The organism is Actinoplanes sp. NPDC051411 (assembly GCF_040682075.1).
Classification (GTDB): domain Bacteria; phylum Actinomycetota; class Actinomycetes; order Mycobacteriales; family Micromonosporaceae; genus Actinoplanes.
Window position 1 is genome coordinate 125,057 of record NZ_JBFBAD010000003.1, and the last position, 21,846, is coordinate 146,902.

General features: G+C 72.7%; 18 protein-coding genes. 8 read left to right on the forward strand and 10 right to left on the reverse strand.

Features of this window, described 5'->3' with window-relative positions:
• Positions 1-184: 184 nt before the first annotated feature.
• The 6 genes from AB0M88_RS02580 (at position 185) to AB0M88_RS02605 (ending at position 8,142) form a co-directional block, all read left to right on the forward strand.
• The gene (locus tag AB0M88_RS02580; RefSeq protein ID WP_364094268.1) at positions 185-1,672 is read left to right on the forward strand and encodes a CehA/McbA family metallohydrolase; all 1,488 of its coding nucleotides are present in this window, start codon (positions 185-187) and stop codon (positions 1,670-1,672) included.
• Between the two features lie 74 nt (positions 1,673-1,746).
• Positions 1,747-2,544 carry an EAL domain-containing protein gene (locus AB0M88_RS02585; protein WP_364094270.1) on the forward strand — a complete coding sequence of 266 codons (798 nt, stop codon included), beginning with the start codon at positions 1,747-1,749 and terminating at the stop codon, positions 2,542-2,544.
• Positions 2,541-3,347 carry a 5'/3'-nucleotidase SurE gene (locus AB0M88_RS02590; RefSeq protein ID WP_364094272.1) on the forward strand — a complete coding sequence of 269 codons (807 nt, stop codon included), beginning with the start codon at positions 2,541-2,543 and terminating at the stop codon, positions 3,345-3,347. The genes AB0M88_RS02585 and AB0M88_RS02590 overlap by 4 nt, the downstream gene beginning before the upstream one ends.
• Positions 3,348-4,573: 1,226 nt before the next feature.
• Positions 4,574-5,683: a hypothetical protein gene (locus AB0M88_RS02595; RefSeq protein WP_364094274.1), complete on the forward strand. Its 1,110-nt coding sequence runs from the start codon at positions 4,574-4,576 to the stop codon at positions 5,681-5,683.
• A 15-nt stretch (positions 5,684-5,698) separates the two neighbouring features.
• Positions 5,699-7,732: a prolyl oligopeptidase family serine peptidase gene (locus AB0M88_RS02600; protein WP_364094277.1), complete on the forward strand. Its 2,034-nt coding sequence runs from the start codon at positions 5,699-5,701 to the stop codon at positions 7,730-7,732.
• Between the two features lie 245 nt (positions 7,733-7,977).
• A complete protein-coding gene (locus AB0M88_RS02605; RefSeq protein ID WP_364094280.1) occupies positions 7,978-8,142 on the forward strand; it encodes a hypothetical protein in 165 nt (54 codons plus the stop codon).
• Between the two features lie 195 nt (positions 8,143-8,337).
• Here AB0M88_RS02605 and AB0M88_RS02610 read toward each other — a convergent pair whose 3' ends face one another.
• On the reverse strand, positions 8,338-8,871 hold the full coding sequence (locus tag AB0M88_RS02610) for an RNA polymerase sigma factor (protein WP_364094283.1): 534 nt from the start codon (positions 8,869-8,871) through the stop codon (positions 8,338-8,340).
• 34 nt (positions 8,872-8,905) lie between these two features.
• Between AB0M88_RS02610 and AB0M88_RS02615 the strand changes: the two genes are divergently transcribed.
• On the forward strand, positions 8,906-10,198 hold the full coding sequence (locus tag AB0M88_RS02615) for a serine/threonine-protein kinase (protein ID WP_364094285.1): 1,293 nt from the start codon (positions 8,906-8,908) through the stop codon (positions 10,196-10,198).
• A gap of 39 nt (positions 10,199-10,237) precedes the next feature.
• On the opposite strand, the gene AB0M88_RS02620 is transcribed toward AB0M88_RS02615, so the two are convergent.
• A complete protein-coding gene (locus AB0M88_RS02620) occupies positions 10,238-10,633 on the reverse strand; it encodes a hypothetical protein (protein WP_364094288.1) in 396 nt (131 codons plus the stop codon).
• A 46-nt stretch (positions 10,634-10,679) separates the two neighbouring features.
• On the opposite strand from AB0M88_RS02620, the gene AB0M88_RS02625 reads away from it, so the two are divergent.
• Entirely contained in the window at positions 10,680-11,003 is a 324-nt protein-coding gene (locus tag AB0M88_RS02625; RefSeq protein ID WP_364094290.1) for a hypothetical protein, read from the forward strand.
• Positions 11,004-11,010: 7 nt separating this feature from the next.
• On the opposite strand, the gene AB0M88_RS02630 is transcribed toward AB0M88_RS02625, so the two are convergent.
• The 8 genes from AB0M88_RS02630 to AB0M88_RS02665 all read right to left on the reverse strand — a co-directional run bounded on the left by AB0M88_RS02630 (position 11,011) and on the right by AB0M88_RS02665 (position 21,785).
• Positions 11,011-11,709 (reverse strand): FHA domain-containing protein, encoded by a 699-nt coding sequence (locus tag AB0M88_RS02630; protein WP_364094292.1) that lies wholly within the window; start codon positions 11,707-11,709, stop codon positions 11,011-11,013.
• Positions 11,706-12,974: a VWA domain-containing protein gene (locus AB0M88_RS02635; protein WP_364094294.1), complete on the reverse strand. Its 1,269-nt coding sequence runs from the start codon at positions 12,972-12,974 to the stop codon at positions 11,706-11,708. The genes AB0M88_RS02630 and AB0M88_RS02635 overlap by 4 nt, the downstream gene beginning before the upstream one ends.
• A gap of 31 nt (positions 12,975-13,005) precedes the next feature.
• Entirely contained in the window at positions 13,006-14,025 is a 1,020-nt protein-coding gene (locus AB0M88_RS02640) for a PP2C family serine/threonine-protein phosphatase (RefSeq protein WP_364094295.1), read from the reverse strand.
• Between the two features lie 16 nt (positions 14,026-14,041).
• Complete coding sequence (locus tag AB0M88_RS02645) at positions 14,042-16,234, reverse strand: tetratricopeptide repeat protein (protein WP_364094298.1); 2,193 nt, start codon at positions 16,232-16,234, stop codon at positions 14,042-14,044.
• Positions 16,231-17,421, reverse strand: a complete 1,191-nt coding sequence (locus AB0M88_RS02650; RefSeq protein ID WP_364094300.1) for a hypothetical protein — start codon at positions 17,419-17,421, stop codon at positions 16,231-16,233. Before AB0M88_RS02650 ends, AB0M88_RS02645 begins: the two co-directional genes overlap by 4 nt.
• Positions 17,418-18,389 carry a glutamate ABC transporter substrate-binding protein gene (locus AB0M88_RS02655; protein ID WP_364094301.1) on the reverse strand — a complete coding sequence of 324 codons (972 nt, stop codon included), beginning with the start codon at positions 18,387-18,389 and terminating at the stop codon, positions 17,418-17,420. The genes AB0M88_RS02650 and AB0M88_RS02655 overlap by 4 nt, the downstream gene beginning before the upstream one ends.
• A gap of 299 nt (positions 18,390-18,688) precedes the next feature.
• Positions 18,689-20,032 (reverse strand): hypothetical protein, encoded by a 1,344-nt coding sequence (locus AB0M88_RS02660; protein WP_364094302.1) that lies wholly within the window; start codon positions 20,030-20,032, stop codon positions 18,689-18,691.
• A 205-nt stretch (positions 20,033-20,237) separates the two neighbouring features.
• Positions 20,238-21,785, reverse strand: a complete 1,548-nt coding sequence (locus tag AB0M88_RS02665) for a long-chain fatty acid--CoA ligase (protein WP_364094303.1) — start codon at positions 21,783-21,785, stop codon at positions 20,238-20,240.
• Between the last annotated feature and the right edge of the window lie 61 nt (positions 21,786-21,846).

The following is a 21,846-nucleotide window of genomic DNA, read 5'->3' on the forward strand; positions in this document are numbered from 1 at the left end:
CGGCGCCCTTGGCCGGGGCCTCCCCCTCCCGCGCCCCGACCCCTTTTTTCTGTGGCGGGCCGGCCCCGGCGGGGCGCCGGCCGCAAGGCCGTCGCCGCGGCGAGGGGATGGCATCGTGTTCCGTCCATCCCCGCGACATGGGAAGGTCAGGCGATCGCAACTACACCGGTCGATGGTCGGACAGATGAGCGGACTTGATCGACGTCAATTCCTCACCGTGGCGGCCGCGGGGGTCGTGCTCGAGCCGGTGCACTTCGAGAAGGCGGCCGGCGGAACCCCGCAGACGCAGTCCCGGTCCGGCACGATCGCCTACGGCGCCCCGGACTGGGTCTACATCCCCCTGCGGATTCCCGCGGGGGTCAACCGGATCACCGTGTCCTACACCTACGACAAGCCGGCCCCGCCGGCCGGGCAGGCGGGCAACGCGCTCGACATCGGCGTCTTCGACGAGAGCGGCATCGAACTCGGGAACGCCCGCGGGTTCCGGGGCTGGTCGGGCGGTTTCCGCACCGAGTTCACGATCAGCGCCTCGGACGCCACGCCCGGCTACCTGCCCGGCCCGGTTCGCGCCGGCACCTGGCACGTGATCGTCGGGCCCTACACGGTCGCCCCGGCGGGACTCAACTGGACCGTCACGGTGACGCTCGAGTTCGGGCCGGACGGGCCGGCGTTCGTGCCCGACCACGCGCCGCGCCGGGCCGCCGGCCGCGGAAAGGCCTGGTATCGCGGCGACATGCACCTGCACACCGTGCATTCGGACGGCCGCCGCACCCCGGCCGAGGTGGCCGCCGGCGCGCGGGCGGCCGGGCTCGACTACATCGTGTCGACCGACCACAACACGTCGAGCGCGGCCGGGGTGTGGGGCCAGTACGCCGGGCCCGACCTGCTGATCATCGACGGCGAGGAGATCACCACCCGCAACGGGCACTACACGGCGCTCGGCCTGCCCGCCGGCACCTGGATCGACTGGCGCTACCGGGCGGCCGACGGCGCGCTGGCCCGGTTCGTGCACGACATCCACCAGGCGGGCGGTCTCGCGGTCGCCGCCCATCCACTGGCCACCTGTGTTGCCTGCGGATGGCGTTTCGCCTACGCCGGGATGGACGCGGTCGAGGTCTGGAACGGCCCGTGGACCGCCGACGACGAGGCGGTCGTCGCGAACTGGGACGGGCTGCTCATCGCCGGCGCCCGCAGCGGGAACTGGCTGCCCGCGGTCGGCGACAGCGACGCGCACAGCGAGCCCCAGGTGATCGGCCTGCCGCACAACGTGGTCTACGCCGCCGACCTGGAGAAGGGCGCGATCCTCGACGCGGTCAGGGCCGGCCGCACGTGGATCGCCGAGTCGTCGGCGGTCGACCTCACGTTCACCGCCTCCGGCCGCGGGCACACGGCCGGCATCGGCGAACGGCTCGAGGTGGGCGACGCCGACCTCGTCACGGTGTCGCTGACGGTCACCGGCGAGCCGGGCGCGCAGGTGCGGTTGGTCACCGACGAGGGCGTACGCGTGAGCCTGCCGCTGCCGGCGGCGGGCCCGGTGACCTGGACCACGACGCCGCGGAATTCGCGTTATGTGCGGGCCGAGGTGCGCCGGGCCGTGCCGACCGCGACCACCCCCGACACGATGGTGGCCCTGACCAACCCGATCTTCCTCGGCCCCCGTGTGCCCAGGTGAATTCTCGGTGCGTGCGGTCGTGATCGTCTCTCCGGCTGTCGTAGGCTTGCGGCCCGGGACCCGGGGAGGTGCGGATGCCGGAGCTGGGCGCGCTCGCCGACCGGGTTGCCGTGCTTCCGGCCGACCTGCCGGTCGGGGAGCTCGAGGCGATGATCCGGGCCGACCCCGCCTCGCTCGGCGTGATCGCCGACGACGGCGGCACCCTCCACGTGCTCGACCGGCCCTATCTGGAGACGGTCTTCGCGGGACGGCTCGGCTACGGCGGGGCCGTTCTGCACCGGCGCCCGACCCGCGCCGTCCTGCGCCGGCCGGCACTCGTGCTCCCGGCCGCCACCGAGTGGGACGACGCGGCCCGCCGCTGCCTCGACCGCCCCAACCGCGACCAGGCCACCCCGGTCGTGGTCCGGCTCGACGACGGCGGTTACGGCCTGGCCCCGGTCGGGCCGCTGGGCGGGCTCGAGGCCTTCCGTCTCGGCGGCGACGAGTTCGTCGTGCTGATCGACGATCCGGGCGACCTGCTGGCCGGCGCCGACGTGGCGATGGCCGCCGCGAAGCGGGACCGCACCGGCGTCGAGGTGTGGGGTCCCGAGCTGGCCGGTCACGGCCCGTTGGCGCTGCTCACCGAGCTCCCCCTGGACGAGCTGAAGCTCGACCGCTCGTTCCTCGAGCGCATCGACGAGCCGCCGTCGCGGGCCATCGTCGACGCGGTCGCCCGGATGGCCAAGGGCCTGCGCCTGACCCTGGTCGCCGAAGGCGTCGAGGACCGGCGCACCGCCGAGATGCTGGCCGCGGCCGGGTTCGACCTGCTCCAGGGCTACCACTTCGGCCGGCCCATGCCCGCCGATCGCGTCCCGCCGGCGGTGGCCGTGTGACACGAGTCCTGATCACCAACGACGACGGCATCGCCGCGCCCGGCCTGGCCGCGCTCGCCGCGGCCGCCCGCCGGCACGGGTTCGACGTGGTCGTGGCCGCGCCGTCGCGCGAGATGAGCGGCATGAGCGCGGCGCTGCGCATCGAGGGAACCACGTTCCGCCGCACCGGGGCCGGGTTCGCCGTCGACGCCACCCCGGCCTCGATCGTCGGGCTGGCGGCCCGCGGAGCGTTCGGCGAGCCGCCCGACGTCGTACTCGCCGGCGTCAACCGGGGCGCCAACGTCGGCGTCGGCATCCTGCACTCGGGCACGGTCGGCGCGGTGCTGACCGCCGCCAACGCCGGCCGCCGCGGCCTGGCCGTCTCGCTCGACGTGCTCCGGCCGGGCGGCGACCTGTCCGAGCCGCCCGACGACGAGCTGCCCTGGCCGGCCGCCGCCGACGTCGCGGCCGGCCTGTTCGACCAGGTGGCGGCCGCGCCACCGGGCACGATCCTCAACCTGAACGTCCCCGGCCGCGTGCCGGTGGCCGGCCTCCGCACGGCCACGCTGGCCCCGTTCGGCCAGGTCGAGCTGGTGATCTCCGCGTCGGGCGAAAACAGCGTGGAGCCGGGCGTCGAGCGCAGCACGGCCCGCGCGCCGGGCAGCGACATCGACCTGCTGGGCGAGGGCTTCGCCACGGTGACCGCCATCCAGCCGCCGGCCGCGGTCGGGCTGCCGTTCGTTCCCGCCCAGCGCACCTCCCACGGCGAACAGCCGGAGCCACTCAGCGGATCGTCCGAGTTGGACGCTCGCCCTGAGCTGTAAGGTCGCCTCCGCACGCGAACCCGGAGGGCGCCGACCTCACGGTCGCCGCGGCGACGATCCTGGGCGTACGCGGGCACGCCGTGCTCGCCGAGAGCCCGGACGCCACCGCCGTCTGGCGTCTCGACGCGTTCGGCACCGCGATCGGCTCCTGGGTCATCCCCCCGGGTCGGCGACCCCGACCGGCCGGGCCTCGCCGACGTCTATCGTGGCCTGCTCGGTTGCGCGATCGTCACCTGGGCCGGCGACGAGGGGCTGCTGCCGGCCGGCCGCTTCGCCGCGTCCGGGCGCCCGCCTTCGCCGACCTGGCCGGTGAGGTGGCCGCGCGCCTGGCCGGCCGGACCGTGGTCGCGCCTTCGACGCCCCGGTCCTGGCTGCCGCGTTCGGCCGGCTCGGCCTGACCATGTCCCTCACCGGTGACCGGGGGCTGTGCACGATGCGGCTGGCCCGGCATTTCCTGCCGGTCGCCGGGCGCAGCCTGCGGGCCGGCCAGGCCGCGGCCGGCCTGCCGCCGCGCCGGGCCCGCTCCGCGTTGCACGACGCCCGGGCCGCGGCCCGACCTGCTCGCCCTCCATCTGCGCGTGGCCGGCGACCCGTCACCGTCGAACAAGCCTGGCTCGTCTGGCCGCCGCGGCCGGCCCCGCGTCGGCCGTGTCCCGTCGCCGGCCGGAGGAGCGGGAGCCGCACTTCCTGACCCGCCCCGTCGACCGGCTGCCGCGGTCGGCCCGCCCCGCGGCGACTCCTATCTCGACCTGCTCGGCCGGGCCCTGGTCGCCGTGTCGCCGTTCTGCTCGGCCTGCCCACGGCCGCGGCCGGCGAGGTCCTGGCAGCGCCCGGAGAAGGGCGGCTCCAGTCCGGTGACCTGGTTGTCCTCACCGGAGCGACGACGACGTCGCGTGAGGACGGGTGGCGGGAAGCGGCCGCCGCGGGGCTCGCGGTCGGCGACAACGTCACCAGGAAGACGCGCCTGCTGATCGCCCCGATGTCCGGGAAGGCGGAGAAGGCCCGGCAGTTCGGCATGCCGATCGTTCACCCGGCGGCCTACCAGGGCATACTCGCGGGACTGGGTGCAACTGTCTGACCATCGGCGTGTCGTCCGGAAAAGCTCGGCTGAGCGGTGGCGCGAGTGGTCGGAGCGGTGACAGTTGTTCCCCGCGTACCGGAGTTCTCTCGGATGGGAAGGTTGTTAACGTCAGCTCCCGGAAGATCGTGGGGGCAGGATGTACGCGGTGGTCGATCTGGTGACGGCCGGGGTGGGACTCGGGGTCCTCGAGGTCGCGGTGGTGCGGGCCGACCGGCTCGGCCGGGCGGTCGACGAGTGGTGCCGCCCGGTGGGGGAGGACTTCGCCTCGCTCGCCGGGCAGCTGGTCGCGCTCCTCAGAGGCCGGACCGTCGTGGCCCACAACCTGGCGGCGCGCGGGCTGGCGCTGGCCGCCGAGTTCGAGCGGCTCGGCGTGACCGCGCCGCTCGACGGACTGTGCACGATGCAGCTCGCCCGCTATTTCCTGCCCGCCGCGGGCCGCAGTCTCGACGCGTGCCGGATCGCGGCCGGGCTCTCGCCGCATCGCGTCACCGGCGCTCTGCCGGACGCCCGGGCGGCGACGGATCTGCTCGCGGTCTATCTGCGGACGACCGGCACCCCGCCGCCCTGGCTTCCGCTGATCGACGACGCCGCCCGCGCGCAGTGGCCCGCCCTTGCGCCGGGCGCCTCGGAGATGTCGATCCGCTGCACGGTGACCGAACAGGCACGGACCCTGCGGACGCGACTGATCGAACGGTTGCCCCGCGCCCCGGAACCGTCGGCCGACGCGTACCTCGAACTCCTCGACCGCTCCCTCCTGGACCGCCGCACCCACCTTGACCACGGCGAACTGCGCGCCCTGGCGCGCCGCCTGGGCGTGCCCGACATCGAAGTCCTGCACCGCCGATATCTCACCGACCTGGCGGCGATCGGCCGCGACCTCGACCCGGACACCGCGGCCCGGCCCGACCTGACCGAGATCGCCGACCTCCTGGCCCTGCCCGGCGAGTCGCTGGAAACGGCGATGAGTCAGGCATCGGCCGACCGGAGCGACAACTGGCGGCTCCAGGCGGGCGACACCGTCGTCTTCGCCGGCACGCTCACCCCGTCGAGGGACCGGTGGCTGAGCGAGGCGCGCGACGCCGGGCTGGTGGTCGGCAACGCCGTCACCCGCCGGACGCGGCTGCTGGTGACCGCCGACCCGCAGGCGCGGACCGGCAACGCCGAGAAGGCCCGCCGCTACCAGGTCCCGATCGTCCATCCGGCGGCCTACCGGGAGATCCTGCGCCGCGCCGGGCCACGCAACTCCCGGTTCTGAGCAAGACTGGGGCGCATGTCGTTCCCGCGCCTGCTCTCCCGCACCCAAGGCTTCCGGCTCGGCCGGCCGGTCCGCTTCACGATCAGCCCCGACGGCCGCCGGGTGCTCTTCCTGCGCAGCCGTGGCGGCGAAGATCCGATGCGGCTGCTCTGGAGCTTCGAGGTGGGCAGCGGCGAGGAACACCTGCTGGTCGACCCGCTCACGCTGAGCGACGACGGCTCCGCGCCTTCGGCGCAGGAGCGCATCCGCCGGGAGCGGGCCCGGGACCGGAGCTCCGGCATCGCGGATTACAGCGCCGATGAGGAGGTACGCCGCGTCGCGTTCGCGGTCCAGGAAAAGCTGAACGTCCTGCACCTGGGCACCGGCGAGGTGACGGCCCTGCCCGCTCGGTCGCCCCTGACCGCCGCCACGATCAGCCCCGACGGCTCGACCGTGGCCTACGTGTCGGACGGCTCGCTGCGCGTCATCGGCGTCGACGGCCGCGACGACCGGGCGCTGGCCCCGGCCGAAGCCGACGTCACCTACGGCCTGCCCGAGCACGTCGCCGCCGAGTCGATGGGCCGCCACCAGGGCTACTGGTGGTCGCCCGACAGCGACCGCCTCGCGGTGGCCCGGGTCGACAACGCGCCGGTCCAGACCTGGCATCTGGCCGATCCGAGCCGCCCCGACGCGCCGCCGATGGCCCGCCGCTACCCGCCGGCCGGCACCGACAACGCCGACGTGTCGCTCTGGGTGATCGGCGTCGACGGCAGCCGGGTCGAGGTGCTGTGGGACCGGGAGGCGTTCGAATATCTGGTCGAGGTCCTGTGGGACGCGCACGGCCTGTTCATGGTCGTGCAGGACCGGGCCCAGCACGAGCTGCGGGTGCTCGCCGTGGTGGCCGCCACCGGAGCGACCACCGAGATCGCCCGGGTCACCGACCCGGCGTGGACCCAGATCGTCCCCGGCGTCCCGGCCCACCTGGCCGACGGCGCGCTGGTGTGGACGGTCGACGACGACCAGACCCGGCGCCTGACCGTCGACGGCACCCCGGTCACGCCGGGCGGCCTGCAGGTCGCCGAGGTGGTCGGGGTCGACGGCGACACGGTGCTGTTCATCGGCTCGCGCGAGCCGACCGAGGAACACCTGTGGATGTGGTCGCCCGACGCCGGCCCGGTCCGGCTGACCAGCGAACCCGGGCGGCACTCCGGCCGGCGGTCGGCCGGCCTCACGGTGATCAGCTCGTCGACCCTGTCCGGCCACTCGGTCTCGGTCCACGGCGACGAGGTGCGCGCTGTGAAGAGCCTCGCCGCCGAGTCCCCGGTCGAGCCCCGGGTGACCCAGATGAACGCCGGCCGCCGCGAGCTGCGCACGGCCGTACTGTTCCCGGCCGGCTGGCAGGGCGAGCGGCTGCCCGTGCTGATGGACCCGTACGGCGGCCCGGCCGCCCAGCGCGCGATGGCCGACCGTGACCTCTACTGGGCGTCCCAGTGGTTCGCCGACCAGGGCTTCGCCGTGATCGTGGCTGACGGCCGCGGCCCTCCGGGCCGCGGCCCGGCCTGGGAACGCGAGATCTACCTCAACCGCTCCGACGCCCTGCTGGAGGACCAGATCGAGGCGCTGCAGGCGGTCGCCACCGCCCACCCGGAGATCGACCTGGGCCGGGTCGGCATCCGCGGCTGGTCGGCGGGCGGCTACCTGGCCGCGCTGGCCGTGCTCCGCCGCCCGGACGTCTTCCACGCCGCGGTCGCGGGCGCCCCGGTCACCGACCACCTGCTCTACGACACCCACTGGCAGGAACGCTTCCTGGGCGACCCGCGCATCGACCTGGGCCCCTACCAGCGCTCCTCGCTGATCGACGACGCGCCCAAGCTGACCCGCCCCCTGATGCTGATCCACGGCCTCCTCGACGACAACGTCTACCCGGTCCACACGATGCGCCTGTCGGCGGCCCTCTTCGCGGCGGGCCGTCCGCACACCGTGCTGCCGCTGCCGGGCGCCAGCCACATGCCGCCCGACACCGACATGCTGACCCCGCAGCTCGACTTCCTCCGGGCCGCCCTCGGCTGACCGCCCGGCATCGCCGGTGCCGCGGCAATCCTGGGGCCGGACCCGCCGACCGCTCTCGCGAGCCTGCACCTGCTGACCGAACACACCCAGGTCAGCGGCTACCACGGCCTCGACTTCGGCCGCCTTCTGCACGATCCCCGGTAGGCCGCCGCGCCGGGCCGCGTCCCGGCTCCCGAGCCCCGCACCCCGGGCTCGCTGACGACCTTCTGCGCGACCCCGGGGCGCTGCGCGCCGACGTGGCCGCGTTGCTCGATCTGAGCCGGCGCGTCTACTTCGACGACCTCCGGCCATCGATCGAGCCGACCCTGGCCGCCGCCCACCCGGTACGCCAGCGGCTCGCCGACGAGGGACCGGCCGCCGCGCTGATCTCCCGCCTGAGGTCAACGCCATGCGCGCGTTCGACGCAGTAACTTTCCCGCCGAGCGCCCGTTCGACCACACCCCACTGACCTTGCACGAGGATCAACGCGATCTTCACCGAGGACGGCCCGGTCCTCGTCGACTGGACGGGCGCCGGCCGTGGCCCCCGCAGGAGCCCGAGACCGCCGACGCCCGCCGGATCACCACGATCCGCAAGGAGGCCGCGAACAAGGCCCGCGACCTACTTCACCCGACCAGTGCCAGATAGCCCCGGAGATCCTGCCGGGCCTGGTGGATCCGCGACTTGACGGTGCCCTCGGGCACCCCGAGATGGGCCGCGATCTCCGCGTAGTCGAGCTGGCACACGTCCCGGAGCACCAGCGCCCCGACCAGCTCGGGCCGCCGCTCCTCCAGCCGGTCGAGGGCGTCCAGGAAGTCGATGCGCGAGCCCGCGATCACGCTCGTCGTGCGCGGGTCGGCCAGCTCCGACGGCAGCGGATCGCCGGCCACCTCCATCGAACGCCGTTTCAGGCGGCGGTAGGTCTGCCGGAGGCTGTTCGCGACCACGACGTACAGCCAGGTCGAGAAGAGCGACCGGCCCTCGAACCGCCGGATGTTGAGCGCCACCTGCAGCAACGCGTCCTGGCAGGCCTCTTCGGCGTCCTGATAGCAGGGCAGTGCCCGCGCACATCGCCGCAGCACCTGCGGCCGGATCGTGCCGAGCAGTGAATTCAGTGCAGCCGCATCCCCCGCGGCGGCCTCACGGGCCAAGAGCTCCATGCCCGGCATTGTGTTACCCGGCCACAATAGGCGGGTGCTGAGCATCGGGCGCTACCGCGTCGAGCGTCGCCTGGGTGCGGGGGCGTTCGCGACCGTGTGGCTGGCGAGCGACGACGCCCTGGAAGCGCCGGTGGCGATCAAGGTGCTGGCCGAGAACTGGGCCCATCACGCCGACGTGCGGGCCCGTTTCGAGCAGGAGGCGCAGATACTGCGCCGCGCCGACTCGGAGCGGCTGGTGCGCGTCCATGACTACGGTGAGCTGCCGGACGGCCGGCCCTATCAGGTCATGACCTACGCCGACGGCGGCACTCTCGCCGATCGGCTCGCCGCCGGGCCGATGAGCGTACGCGAGGCGCTGCGCACGGCCGCCGACATCGCCCGGGCGGCCGGCGACCTGCACGACGCGGGTGTCCTGCATCGTGACCTCAAGCCGTCGAACGTCCTGTTCGGAACGGTCCGCGGCGTCGAGCGGGTGCTGGTCGCCGATCTGGGGCTGGCCAAGGCGATCGCGTACGCGTCGGGCTTCACCGTCGTCGCCGGCACGCCGGGCTACATGGCGCCCGAGCAGTTGCGGCCCGGGGGCGGTCTCGACGTGCGCGCCGACGTGCACGCGATCGGCGCACTGGCGTACCAGATGTTGACGGCCCGCACCCCGGACGGCCCGGCGGTGGCCCCTTCGAGGGTGCGGCCGGGCGTGGCCCGGCAGGTCGACCGGGTCGTCCTGCGGGCGCTGGCACCGCGGCGCGACCGTCGTTTCCCGACCGCCGCCGCGCTGGCCGAGGCGCTCGACGAGGCGGCCTCACCGGCCCCGCGGCGCCGGCATCTCTCGGCCGGGCTGGTCGCGCTGGCCGGCCTGCCGCTGCTGACCGGTTCGGTTCCGTTCGATCAGCCGGCCGCCGGCTGGGTGCGGGTGGCCGACTCGACCGGCGCGGTCTCGCTCGCGGTGCCTCGCGGGTGGGCGGCCGAGCTGCGCGATCAGGGCTGGGACCGGGCGGCGGTCGGCCTTCCGGCCGGCCACGCACCGGGACTGACGGTCATGGCCGATCCGGCGCACGCTTTCGACGAGTACGCGCGGGGGCCGCGCGTCTTCGCCGGAACGACCACGAATCTGGCCGCCGCGACGCTGCCCGTGCACGTCCGGTGCGCGCGCGAGCCCGACCGTCCGGTCGACATCGGCGGCCGATCGGGCTCGGTGACCCGCTGGACGGGCTGCGCGGGCACCTCGATCTCGTACAGCGAGGTGCGGCTGGGCGACGCCTACGTGCAGGTCAAGCAGGACACCGGTCCCGACCTGACCGACCGGATCCTGGGCACCGTTCAGTCGTAGCAGTTCTCGTTCCCCGCTGAAGCGTCGACGAACTCCCGGTCACTCGTAGCAGTCCTGGTGTACGAGCTGAAGCGTCAGCTGGACGACCTTGCCCTTGTACGTCACGATCCGGTAGACCGCGCCGCTGTTTCCGGGCACCTTCGGCAGACCGCGCCCGTCGGCGTTCGGGTCCTGTTCGGCGACGGGCCGCCAGTCCGGATACGCCTTGAGCATCTGCGCCCTGGTGCTTCCGATGTGGATGCCCTCCGGCGTGCTGACCCCCGGATAGGCGTCGATGATCTCGACCCCGAGGTTGCCGGAGAGCATCACGATGCCATCGTCGCCCGCGCCTTCACCGTGCGCGGCCTTGAGGTGCGATCGCAGGGCACATTCCGCGCCCTCCCGGCCCGTCCACGGCGCGATCAGCCCGGTCGCCAGGGCCTGCTTGCTGCTCATGCCGAGCTTGAGCGCCCCGAACCCGGTGTGGCCGAGGATCGTCGGGGTGGCCTTCGTGGTCGAACCGTGGGGCCTGGGCGCCGAGGGGGAGAGCGACGTCGACGGCGATGCGGGCGGCGTGCTCGCAACAACCGGCCCGTTCGAAGCACTTGACACGGTGGACGGAGGCGGCGTGACCGGGCCGCCGGGGCCGCCGGCGCGCGGCACGTTCGACGTGCAGCCGGCGGCCACCAGGGCGACGGGCAGAAGGACAGATCCGAGCCGGACGGTACGGCGCATGGCGGGTAACCCCTTCGGTATCGCGTTTGTCCTTCAGTGCGATGCCGCCTCCACCGATTTTGTTCAGACGAAGTTCATAACGGTCGGATGAAGCCCGTTCACGATGCCGGGGCGTGCAGGGTGATCGTCGTCCAGGCGCCGACGTGCACCTCGTCGCCGTCCTTCAGCGCGCGGGTCTGGCCGGCGGTCAGCGGGCTCTGCTCGTCGTTGACGTAGGTGCCGTTGGTCGAGCCGAGGTCCGACACCAGCCACGTGCCGTCCACGCTCAGGGTCAGCAGGGCGTGGCTGTGCGAGGTGCCGGGATCGGTGTCGGCCAGGTCGATCTCCGGGTTGGTGCCCTTCGACGCGCTGCGCCGGCCGATCCGCGCCTGCGGGGACGGCAGGGTCACCCGTCGCTCGCCCGGGTCGGCCGGGAACTCGACGCCCTCGATCGCGTTGTCCTCGAAGTATTTCCGGTCGGCGCGGATGGTCGCGGTCCAGCTGCCGGCGGGCGTGCCCCCACCCGTACCCGGGGAAGCCGGAACCGGAACGGTGAGGGTGGGCACCTTTCCGGTGGTGTGGTCGAAGCCGCAGTCCTCGCAGAACCGGCTCGACCCGGCCCGCGGGGTGCCGCAGTTGGGGCAGGGTTGGCCGCCGGCCGGGGCCGCGACCGGCGCCGCGACCGGCCCTGAGGATGGCCCTGAGGTCGGTGCCGACGGGACCGGGGTGACTCCGGTCCCGCCGATCTTCGCCCCGCACTCGTCGCAGAAGTCGGCCTCGGACGACTCGTGGCCCTTCGGGCAGGTGTAGGTGGTCACTGGTTCGTCCGTCCCACCCGGACCGTCTTGGTCGAGCGGGTGTCGAGCGCCATCTCGTCGGCCGCCTCGACCTTGCGCCGCAGCCGCACGGTGCCGGTCGCCGCGTCCTCGATGTCGACCACCGTGGCCAGCAGCTCCTCGGTCTGCTTGTTGCCGGTCTCGTGGGCCAGCTGGGCCGCCCGGCCGAACTTGATCGTCGCCGTCCGGTCGTCGCCCGCCTTGCGCGCCTCGATGCCGGCCTGGATCGCGTCGGCCAGCTCGGCCTGCCCGGTGTAGTGGGCGACCTGCCGGTTGATGCGGGTGGACAGTGCGGTGTCCTCGGTCCAGACCGCGCGCACCAGCGTCTGGGCCAGCACGTCGTCGCCCTCGACCACCGACACCCGGGCGGCCAGCATCTCGTCGCCGGCCGCGCCCGAGGTCACGTCGATGCAGACGTGGTAGTCGCGGCTCTCCGAACCCCAGGAACCGATCGGGTAGCGGCCGGCCCGCGCCCCGTCGGCCACCCGCTTGCCGGTCAGGTCCATCACCTCGGGCTCGACCTGCTTGACGAAGCGTACGGTCGAATTGACCGGCGTCCAGACCTTGAGCTGCACGTCTCCGCTGGTCTTGCCCATCGCCTTGGTCATCATCTCCTGGAAGGACGCCGCCAGGTCGGCCGGCCGGGCGACGATGTCGACCGTGCCGAGCATCGCCTCGGCGATCTTGCGGATCTCGGAGACCTTCCAGTTGGTGCCGACGCCGCGCGAGTCGACGACGAACCGGCCGCCGATCGAGTCGAGCACACTCTCCAGGTAGCCCTGGCGTTCGCCGTTCTCGCCGTCGGTGAGCAGGATCGCGTGCGCGATGTCGCCCGGCCGCTGGCTGAACAGCTGGGCGGCGAGCAGCAGCCAGGCACCGATCGCCGTACCGCCGCTGGCCTGCAGCCGGTCGATCGACCGGACCGCCTCGGCCCGGGTCTCCGGCGACGAGACCGCGAGCTGGCCCGGGGCCGGGAACAGCTGCTGGGCGGTGCTGACACCGGCGATGATCGCGAAGTGGACACCGTCGTCGATGGACTCGACGGCGGTCTTGGCGGCCTGGCGGGCGGCGGCGATGCGACCCTCGGCCTGCATCGAACCGGACGCGTCGACGATGATGATTTCGGTGGCGCCGGACGTTCGGCGGCCGCCCTCGGCGCCGGACGAGGTGACCGTGACGATCGCGTTGACCTCGGTCGCGCCCAGGGCGAGGAACTCGTTCTGGAAGGCCTCGGCGGTGTACGACATCCCTACTCCTTGTACTCCGTGTCGACGGGGGCTACGGGACTGCGGGGACTTCGGGGGCTACGGGGATCAGGATGACGGTGATGTTGTCGGCGCCGCCGGCCGCGTTGGCGAAATCGGCCAGCTGCCGGGCGGCGTCGAGGAGGCTCTTGCCGTCGAGCGCGTCGCGGACCGTGTCCGCGAAGCGCGCGGGATCGGGCAGGTAGTTCCACAGGCCGTCGCTGCAGAGCACCAAATGGCCGGGCGCGGTCACGGTGAAGCCGGCGGTGCGCGGCCGCACCGGCCCGGCGTCGGCGCCCAGCCAGGCGGTGATCGCGTGCGCCTTGGGGTCGCGCATCGCCATCTCGGGGTCGGCGCCGAGCGCGATCGCGTGGGTCGCCCACGAATCGTCCTCGGTGAGCGGCTCGGCCGGCCCCTCGGCGGGCAGCCAGTAGGCGCGGCTGTCGCCGACCCAGCCGACGTCGACGAACTGGTCGCGGACGGTCGCGGCGACGATCGTGCAGGCCGGGTTGGAGACGGCCCGGCGCGGGTCGCCGTTGCGGGCGAGTTCGGCGACCGCCTCGCCGGCCGAACGGATCGCGGTCGAAAGGAGCTCGGCGTGTTGCTCCGGGGCGGCCGGCTCGCCGGGGCCGGACAGGGCGGCGCCGGCCGTGTCGGCCGCCGTCTGCGAGGCGACATCGGGGTCGAACGAGGCCGAGACGCCGTCGCTGACGACCGCGTCGAGGTGACCCGGCCGGCCGGTCAGCCACATCGCGTCCTCGTTGCGGTGATGCCGCTGGCCGCGATCCGTCACCGCGGCCGCGGCCGGGCCCAGGTCGACCTCGATGTGGTCGCGCGGGCGGGCGGCCAGCATGCCGCAGTTCTCGCAGTAGCCGTCGGCGCCGACCGAGCCGGCCGTGCCGCAATGCGGGCAGGACTTCGGGTCGTCCGACGGGGAAACCGGGGCGTCGGCCAGCCGGGCCTCCGGCTCGTTGAGTTTGTTGCCGCATGCTTCGCAGAAGGCCGCGCCGGCGGCCCTCTCATCGGCGCAGGAGGCGCAATCGGTGGTGGTCATGGTGCCTCGCTGCTTCTCAGGTCCGGGTGCGGGGGCGGGCGGCGTTGGCCAGGTCGACCAGGCGGATCTTGTCGGGCCCGTGTGCCGCCCGGGCCATCTCGCGGTACGCATCCTCCAACGCGAACCGTACGTCGCGCTCCCCGGCCTGGCCGTTACGCGCCGCGCCGAGAACCGTGCCCGGCAGTGTGGCCCCGCCCAGCAGCGTTTGCAATGCCTGTTCGAGCAGTTCCGCCCGCAGCGCCGCCAGCTGGGCCGCCTCGACCTCCAGCCGCTCGATCAGCGCCGCCGCCGCGGCCAGCGAGGTCACGTCGGCGGCGGCCGACGGGTGCGGCTGCACCAGCGCCCGCACCGCCCCGACCTGCGACGTGCGGTAGGCCGACGACGTGCCGGGCACCCGGTTGTAGGCCTCGACCGCTCCGCTGCGGTCACCGGAGCGCAGGCGGCAGCGGGCCAGCCCGGCCGCCGCGGTCGTGTACGCCGGATCGGTGCGGCTGACCGTGTCGTAGTAGGCGGCCGCGCCCGGGTCGCCGGCCAGCTCCAAGGTCAGGCCGAGCGCCAGCTGCGGGGCCAACTCGCCGGGCAGCGCCGCGTAGACGGCGTCGAACCGCTGGCGGGCGTACGCCCAATCGCCCGTGGCCAGCGCGAGCAACCCGTCGTACCAGGCCAGCCGCCAGTCCGCGCCGTCGGTGGTGAACAGCGCGTCGCGGGCCTTGCGGGCGTCGTCGAAGAACTGGTGCCGCACGGCCAGGTCGATCTCGGCCCGCAGCGCCCGCAGCCGCACCTCGACGGTGTCGACCGGCGCGTTCTTGAGCAGCTGCAGCACCTCGGACGGGTCGGTGACGGTCACCGAGGCGAGGAACGCGGCCGCCGGGTCGGTCAGGTCGATCAGCGGCGTCGGCAGGTCCTGCCAGCGCGGCCCGTCCGCCTTCAGGTCGGTGCGCATCTCGCCGGTGAACAGCCTCGACGGTGCCGGGTGGGCCTCGCCGCCGCTCGCCAGCACCTGCCGCAGCACGCCGAGCATCTGGTCGCTCATCTCGGCCGCGTCGACGAACCGCTCGGCCGGGTCGGGGCGGGTGGCCCGCACCAGCAGCCGGTAGAACGACTCGTTCCGGCGGTAGACCTCGAACTCGCTCCGGTCCGGCAGCGACTCCTTGAACGTGCTCTGGTAGCCGCGGAAGTCGGTGGTCATCACGGCCAGCGTGCGGCCGATCGTGAACAGGTCGGAGGCGATCGACGGGCCGAGCGTCGCCATCTCCGGCGCCTGATAGCCGACCGTGCCGTAGATCGCGGCGTCCATGTCGTCGAACCGCACCACACCGCCGAGGTCGATCAACCTCATCTGATCGCCGGACTGGATCACGTTGTCGGGCTTGAAGTCGCAGAAGATCAGGCCACGGTCGTGCAGGTAGCCGAACGCCGGCATGATCTCCAGGATGTAGGCCAGCGCCTGATCGACCGGCAGCGGATCGGGATTGCCGCCGTTCGCGGTCCGCCGGTCCTTGAGGATGCCCTTGAGCGACTCGCCGCCGACATATTCCATGACGATGTAGCCGGCGCCGTCGTGCTCGACGAAGTTGTAGATCTTGACGATGTTCGGGTGCTCGACCTCGGCCAGGAACCGCCGCTCGGCCACCGCGGCGGCCAGCGCGTCCTCGTCACCGGAGTTCAGCAGGCCCTTCAGCACCACCCAGCGGTCGGAGACGTTCTTGTCGATCGCCAGATAGATCCAGCCCAGACCACCGTGGGCAAGGGCGCCGACCACCTCGTACTGCCCGCCGATCAGCTCACCCTTGGTCAGCTTCGGGCTGAAGTTGAACTGCTCACCGCAGTGCGGGCAGAAGCCGGAGGTGCGGCCGGGCCGGTCGCCACGCGAGCGCCCGACCGGCTGCCCGCACTTCGCGCAGTACCGCTTGTCCTCCGGCACCTCGGCCTTCGCCATGACGGCGGTCGCCGGGTCGGCCTGCACGATCGGCGCGACATCGACGAGACCGCCGCCGAAACGGCGGCGGCGGGAACCGGTCCGGGAGCTGCCGGTGCGCCCGCTTCCGGACGTACGCGTGGAGAGCGCGCCCGTCCGAGCGGAGGCCGTGCTCGCCGTATTTGTTTTGGGGGCGGTCGCTTTATTCGCCGGTTTGTTCAGAGGGGCGAGGCCGCAGGTGTCGCAGTAGCCGTCCTCGATGGTCCCGGGGCAGTCACGTTCGCATCTCATCGGTTGTTCCTCGCGATCGTGGCGGTGAGGGCTTCCTGATAGGCGTCGACGGCGCGGCGGGCCGCGCCGAGGTCGCAGGGTGCGGTGTAAAGCAGGTCGCGGGCGGCGTCGGCCAGCGGCGTCAGCGTCGCGTCCTCGCCGAGGCCGCGGCTGAGCGCCTTCGCCCGGTAGGCGTCGAGCCGGCCGCGCATCTCGTTGCGGCCGGTCAACAAGGAGGCGTTACGGGCGGCCGCACTGTTCAGCGCGGCCAGCTGCTCGCGGGCCCGCCGGGTCCAGTCCGAGAGCCGCGGGCTGATCAGAGCCCACTGACCGGCGGCGGCCAGCGCGTCGAGAGCCGCGAGATCGGGGAGGAGAGCGACCTCCCGTACGGTCGCGATCTCCCGCTCGTCGAAGCGGCCTTCCGCGTTCTGCCGCGCCGCCTCGGCGGCCCGGCGGGCCGCGGCGACATCGGTGGCCAAGGTGTGCGCGTCGGCCAGGCGGCGCTGCAGCGCCTGCCTCAGGTCGGCGGCCGAGGTGCGCTCGGCGTCGGCCCGGGCGATCAGATCCCGTACGCCGGTGAGCGCAGTCGCGTCGGCGCCGAGCGGATCGGTCGCGAGCGTCGCCGTGAACGCCCCGAGCCGCCGGTCGGCCTCGTCGAGCATGGCCGTGCCGCCGCCCGCCTCCCGGGCCAGCCGGCGCACGTTGTCGAGCTCGGCCGCGGTGTCGGCGGCATCCGGCAGCAGCTTCTGCCAGACGTCACCGGCCCGGGTGACCACGGTCGCGGCGGTCGCGAACGCGATCTCCATGGCACTGAGCAGCTCGGCCGGGGAACAGACCGTGCTGACCTGGCCGGTGCCGAGCAGCCCACGCTGAGCCAGCGGCACGGTCGTGGTCGACAACGTGACCGACTTGCCGAGCACCAGGTGGATGAACTCGGCCCGCTCCCGGTGGTTGAACCGGCGCTGGTCGCGAAGGCCGCGGGCCTTGGCGATCAGCTCGGTCAGCATGCGGTAGCCGTCCCACAGCTCGGTCAGCGCGTCGGTCGCGTCGGCCCACGCGCTCGCGGTGCGGCCGGCCAGCCGGGTCTTGTCGAGCTCCTTGCGGTGCGGGTTGTCGTCGAGGTCGACCAGGTTGGCCGCGATCGCCGTCACAGCCGTCTCCAGCCGGAGCAGCTCGGCGTCCGCCGGAACGACTTCGGGAGCGGTCATTGATACTCGGCCTTCGGCGGCTTCGGCGGCGCCCCGAACGCGCCCAGCCACCGTTTGTAGGTCGCGGCCCAGGTGCCGTTCTGCTTGTTCTTCTCCAGCACGGCGTTGACGAAGCGGGTGAAGTCGGGCGTCTTCTTCGACGTGGCCATGCCGTACGGCTCGTCGGTGAAGCGCGGGCCGATCACCTTCGCGTACGGGTCCTGGGCCGCCATCCCGGCCAGGATCGTGTCGTCGGTCGAGATCGCGTCGACCTGGTTCTGCTGGAATGCGACCAGGCAGTCACCGAACGCCGGCTTCGCCACCGCGATCGGCTTGGTCGGCACCTTGGCAATATTGTCGTACGACGTCGACCCCGACGCCGCGCAGACCTTCTTGCCGCCCAGGTCATCGATGCTCTTCGCGTCCGAGGTGCTGTTGACCAGCACCTTCTGGCCGGCGTTGTAGTAGATCGTCGAAAAGTCGACGTCCTTCCAGCGGGCACAGTTGGCGGTCATCGTGTCGGCGACGATGTCGACCGACCCGTCGACCACGGAACTCACCCGCTTGTCGTACCCGATGACCTTGATCTGGATCTTGTCGGGGTCCCCGAAAATCGCCTGCGCGATCTGGCGCGCCATGTCGACGTCGAACCCCTCGACCTTGCCCGAGAACGGGTTGCGCGAGCTGAACAGCAGCGTGTCCTGACTGGTGCCGAGAATCAGCCGCCCCCGCTTCTGGATCACGGCCATCGTGCTGCCGGCCGGCATCTGACCGGGCGCCGGCAGGGCACCGCTCGGCCGCAGGCTGGCCCGCGGGTTGCACGAGGTGTCGACGGCCCCCGGCGCCCCCGCGTCGACCGGGGCGGAGGCGGAGGGCCCGCCGGCCTTGGGCGGCAGGGGAGAGGAGTCACCGGAACAGCCGGCCAGCCCGAAACCGAGCATCACCAGGGTCACGCTGGCCGCGGCGGCCAGGGCGGCACGGGTACGCATGAGCCTTCCTCCCCGATCCAAGCTTTGCTCGACAACCGTGGCCGCGGCGACATCCCATCCCGCCGCCGGCTCGTGCGCTGGCCGCTTTCCTTGTGCGTTTCCCTGCGCGCGCGTTTCGTGTGCTGCCGGGGCCGGCCCTCGCGTTTCCGGCGCTGCTGGGGCCGGTCCTCGCGTTTCTCCCGCCGCCGGGGCCGGTCCTCGCGTTTCTCCCGCCGCCGGGGCCGGTCCTCGCGTTTCTCGTGCTGGTTCCGGCGTCCTCGGCGTTTTCCGGGTCGGTTCGCGTCTTTCGTGTGCGGGCATCAGCGGTATTCCTCCAGCCGGGAGCGGATGCCGACGAAGACGAGCGCGCAGACGGCCAGCGCGACCAGCGGGCCGAGCACGGTCAGCAGGCCGAGCCCGTTGCCCGCACTGTCGATCTCGTCGGTGAACGCCGCCTTACGCTGGTCGAGCGCCTTCCCGATGTCGGTCGTAACGGTGTCGAACGCCTTCGTGGTCTCCGGCCCGATCGCGACCGTCACCGCCCCGTCGTAGTCGCCCCCGTCGTCCAGCTGGCGGACCTGCTTGTGCTGATTGAGGTATGTCTGATGCGCGATGACCGCCTCGTTGGCCAGATAATCGCTGGCCAGCGGGCCATGCGCCGCCGTCAGCTCCTTCTGGGCGCCCACGAAGTCGGTCTCGTAGAGGCTGCCGCTGCCGTGAGCGGCCAGCTCCAGCGCCTCGTCGCCACGCTCCCGCAGCGCCAGGATGCGCGCCTCGGCGAGCTCGGCGGCCGGGGTCGAGCCCTGCTCACCGGCCCGGTGCAGGTGCACGTTCTGGCTGATCAGCACCCCGGCCGCGCCGAACGCGAGCAGGACGGTCAGCCCGGTGGCCGCGAGCAGCGGCATGTTGAAGGTGCGGTGCGTGGCCCGGCTCAGATAGCGCTGCGCGAGAAGCAGACCGGCCAGCAGCAGCACGACCAGGAACGTGAACAGCGTGACCCACCAGACGCTGCGCGCGTTGCCATATCCGTTGCTGACCTCGCTCTGCCCGATGCCGAACAGCGCCTCGGCCTGTTTGAGCAGCGTGTCGCGGTTGAGCTGCGACGCCGCCGAAAGATAGGACGAACCGACCGGAAGGCCCTGCCGGTTGTCGGCGCGGGCGGTCGCGACCAGGGCCGAATATTGCGCGACCCCGGTGGAAAGCGCCGCCACGGCCTGGGCCGACTTGCTGCCGTCCGGGGTGAGCCGGGCCGCCGCGGTCAGCGCCGTGGTCGCCCGGGACAGGTCGTCCTCGTAGCGCCGGGTCAGCGGCACCGGCTCGAGCCCGCCGGCCAGGAACGCCTGCGCGGCCGTCGTGTCGGCGTCGGCGAGCGCGGAATAGATCGTCTCCGCCTCGACGAGCAGGGGCTGCGCCCGGCTGCCGAGATCGTCGGTGCCGGCCCGGGCCGAGCGCGCGGTCAGTCCCGCCACCAGCGCGACCAGCACCCCCAGCACCAGCAACGCCGACAGCACCAGCTGAAGGCGTCCGGGCGACGTATGCCGCAGCCCGGCCACTCGCCGCAGCGGTCCCCGCCGGCTGCCCGTCACGGCCGCCGGTGTCCCGCTCGCCGGCCCCATCGCGTCCCGGGTGCCCGGCGCGGGCCGGGCCACCAACCCAGTGCTCAAGCTTCCTCCGTCGGCCCCCGTGCCGCCGCCACCTGGGCGGTGTCACTTCTGCTCGTTACCGTCTGGTATCCGACTCCACTGTGCGGCACCGGTGCAACCGATCATCACCGTGGACCCCCGTGACCGAACGAGTCTACGGAGGCGGCACACGGCCGCGCTCCCGCATACCCGATCCCGGCCGGTCGGCCGACCTGCGGTGGGCGGGTCAGCTGAGCGCGCGTTTGAGCAGCTTGCCGGTGGCGGTCATCGGGAGCGTCTCGACGATCGCGACCATCCGCGGATACTTGTACGCGGCCATCTGCTCCTTGCCCCAGGCGACCAGCTCCTCCTCGGTGGCCGCGGCGCCGTCCCGGAGGATCACGAACGCCTTGACCTCCTCGCCGTGCGTCGGGTGCGGGACCCCGATGACCGCGGCCAGCGACACCGCATCGTGCGTCATCAGAACCTCCTCGATCTCGCGCGGATAGACGTTGAAACCACCGCGAATGATCATGTCCTTCGCCCGGTCGACGATGTAGTAATAGCCGTCCTTGTCGCGCTTGCCGAGGTCGCCGCTGCGGAACCAGCCGTCCCGCATGACCTCGGCGGTCGCCTCCGGCCGGTTGTAGTAGCCGCGCATGATGTTGTGGCCCCGGATCGCGATCTCCCCGATCTCGTCGACCGCCTCGACCGTGTTCCACTCCGGGTCGATCAGCTTCACCTCGACCCCCCAGATCGGCACGCCGATCGAACCCGGCCGCGGGTCGCTGTTCGGCCTGCTGAACGTCGCGACCGGCGAAGTCTCCGACAGGCCGTACCCCTCGAGGATCGTGACCCCGAACCGCTCCCGGACCTCCTTGATGATCTCGACCGGAAGACTCGAACCGCCGCACACAGCCACCCGCATGTTCCGGGCGATCCGCTCTACGTCGACCTCGTCGGTCAGCGCGTTGAGCAGCCCCCAATACATCGTCGGAACCCCGGCGAAGAACGTCACGTTCTCGCTCTGAAGCAGCCGGACCGCGGCCGCCGCGTCGAATCGGGGAAGCAGCACCAGGGTCGCCGCGGTAGCGAACCCTGCGTTCATGTTGACCGTCGAGCCGAACGAGTGGAACAGCGGCAGCACCAGCAGATGGGTGTCGGTCCCGGGCACGGACGCGAAGAGCCGGTTGCAGGTGAGGGCGTTCATCAGCAGGTTGGAATGCGACAACTCGGCGCCCTTGGCCTGCCCGGTCGTGCCGCTCGTGTAGAGGATGACCGCCGGATCGGTCTCCCGGGCCAGCACGGTCTCGAACACCGGCGACTGCCCGGCCAGCGCGGCTCCGAGCGTCTCCGCGCCCTCGATCGGCGACGGCGCCGCCGGGTCGGCCGTAATCAGGAAGAAGTGCTCACAGTCGTCGGCCTGACCGAACCCGGTGAAGCCCTCGGCGCCCATCGGGAGCTCGGCCGTGCCCTGGAAGCAGAAGTAGGCCCGCGCCTCCGAGTCCTGCAGGTGGTAGGCCACCTCACGACCCTTGAGCAGCACGTTCAGCGGCACCACGACCGCGCCGGCCTTCAGAATGCCGTAGTAGACGACCGGGAAGAACGGCAGGTTGGGGCACGACAGCGCAACCTTGTCACCGGGCCGGATGCCCCGCGCGACCAGCATGTTGGCGACCTGACCGGCCGCCGCGTCGACCTGGGCATAGGTGAGCCGCTGATCGCCCAGCACGACCGCCACACGCTCCGGGTAGTTGCGGGCGCTGTCCTCCAGAAGAATGGAGAGGTTGAGCATGCGGTCGCTTCCTTTCTAGGCAAAGCCGTCTATCCGTTACGTCGGGCTGTCGAACTAGCTC

Bases quoted from the DNA above. Each gene is read 5' to 3' on its own strand.
- AB0M88_RS02580 (WP_364094268.1), top strand. From the start codon at position 185: ATGAGCGGACTTGATCGACGTCAATTCCTCACCGTGGCGGCCGCGGGG.
- AB0M88_RS02585 (WP_364094270.1), top strand. From the start codon at position 1,747: ATGCCGGAGCTGGGCGCGCTCGCCGACCGGGTTGCCGTGCTTCCGGCC.
- AB0M88_RS02600 (WP_364094277.1), top strand. From the start codon at position 5,699: ATGTCGTTCCCGCGCCTGCTCTCCCGCACCCAAGGCTTCCGGCTCGGC.
- AB0M88_RS02610 (WP_364094283.1), bottom strand. From the start codon at position 8,871: ATGGAGCTCTTGGCCCGTGAGGCCGCCGCGGGGGATGCGGCTGCACTG.
- AB0M88_RS02620 (WP_364094288.1), bottom strand. From the start codon at position 10,633: ATGAGCAGCAAGCAGGCCCTGGCGACCGGGCTGATCGCGCCGTGGACG.
- AB0M88_RS02635 (WP_364094294.1), bottom strand. From the start codon at position 12,974: ATGTCGTACACCGCCGAGGCCTTCCAGAACGAGTTCCTCGCCCTGGGC.
- AB0M88_RS02640 (WP_364094295.1), bottom strand. From the start codon at position 14,025: ATGACCACCACCGATTGCGCCTCCTGCGCCGATGAGAGGGCCGCCGGC.
- AB0M88_RS02645 (WP_364094298.1), bottom strand. From the start codon at position 16,234: ATGAGATGCGAACGTGACTGCCCCGGGACCATCGAGGACGGCTACTGC.
- AB0M88_RS02650 (WP_364094300.1), bottom strand. From the start codon at position 17,421: ATGACCGCTCCCGAAGTCGTTCCGGCGGACGCCGAGCTGCTCCGGCTG.
- AB0M88_RS02655 (WP_364094301.1), bottom strand. From the start codon at position 18,389: ATGCGTACCCGTGCCGCCCTGGCCGCCGCGGCCAGCGTGACCCTGGTG.
- AB0M88_RS02665 (WP_364094303.1), bottom strand. From the start codon at position 21,785: ATGCTCAACCTCTCCATTCTTCTGGAGGACAGCGCCCGCAACTACCCG.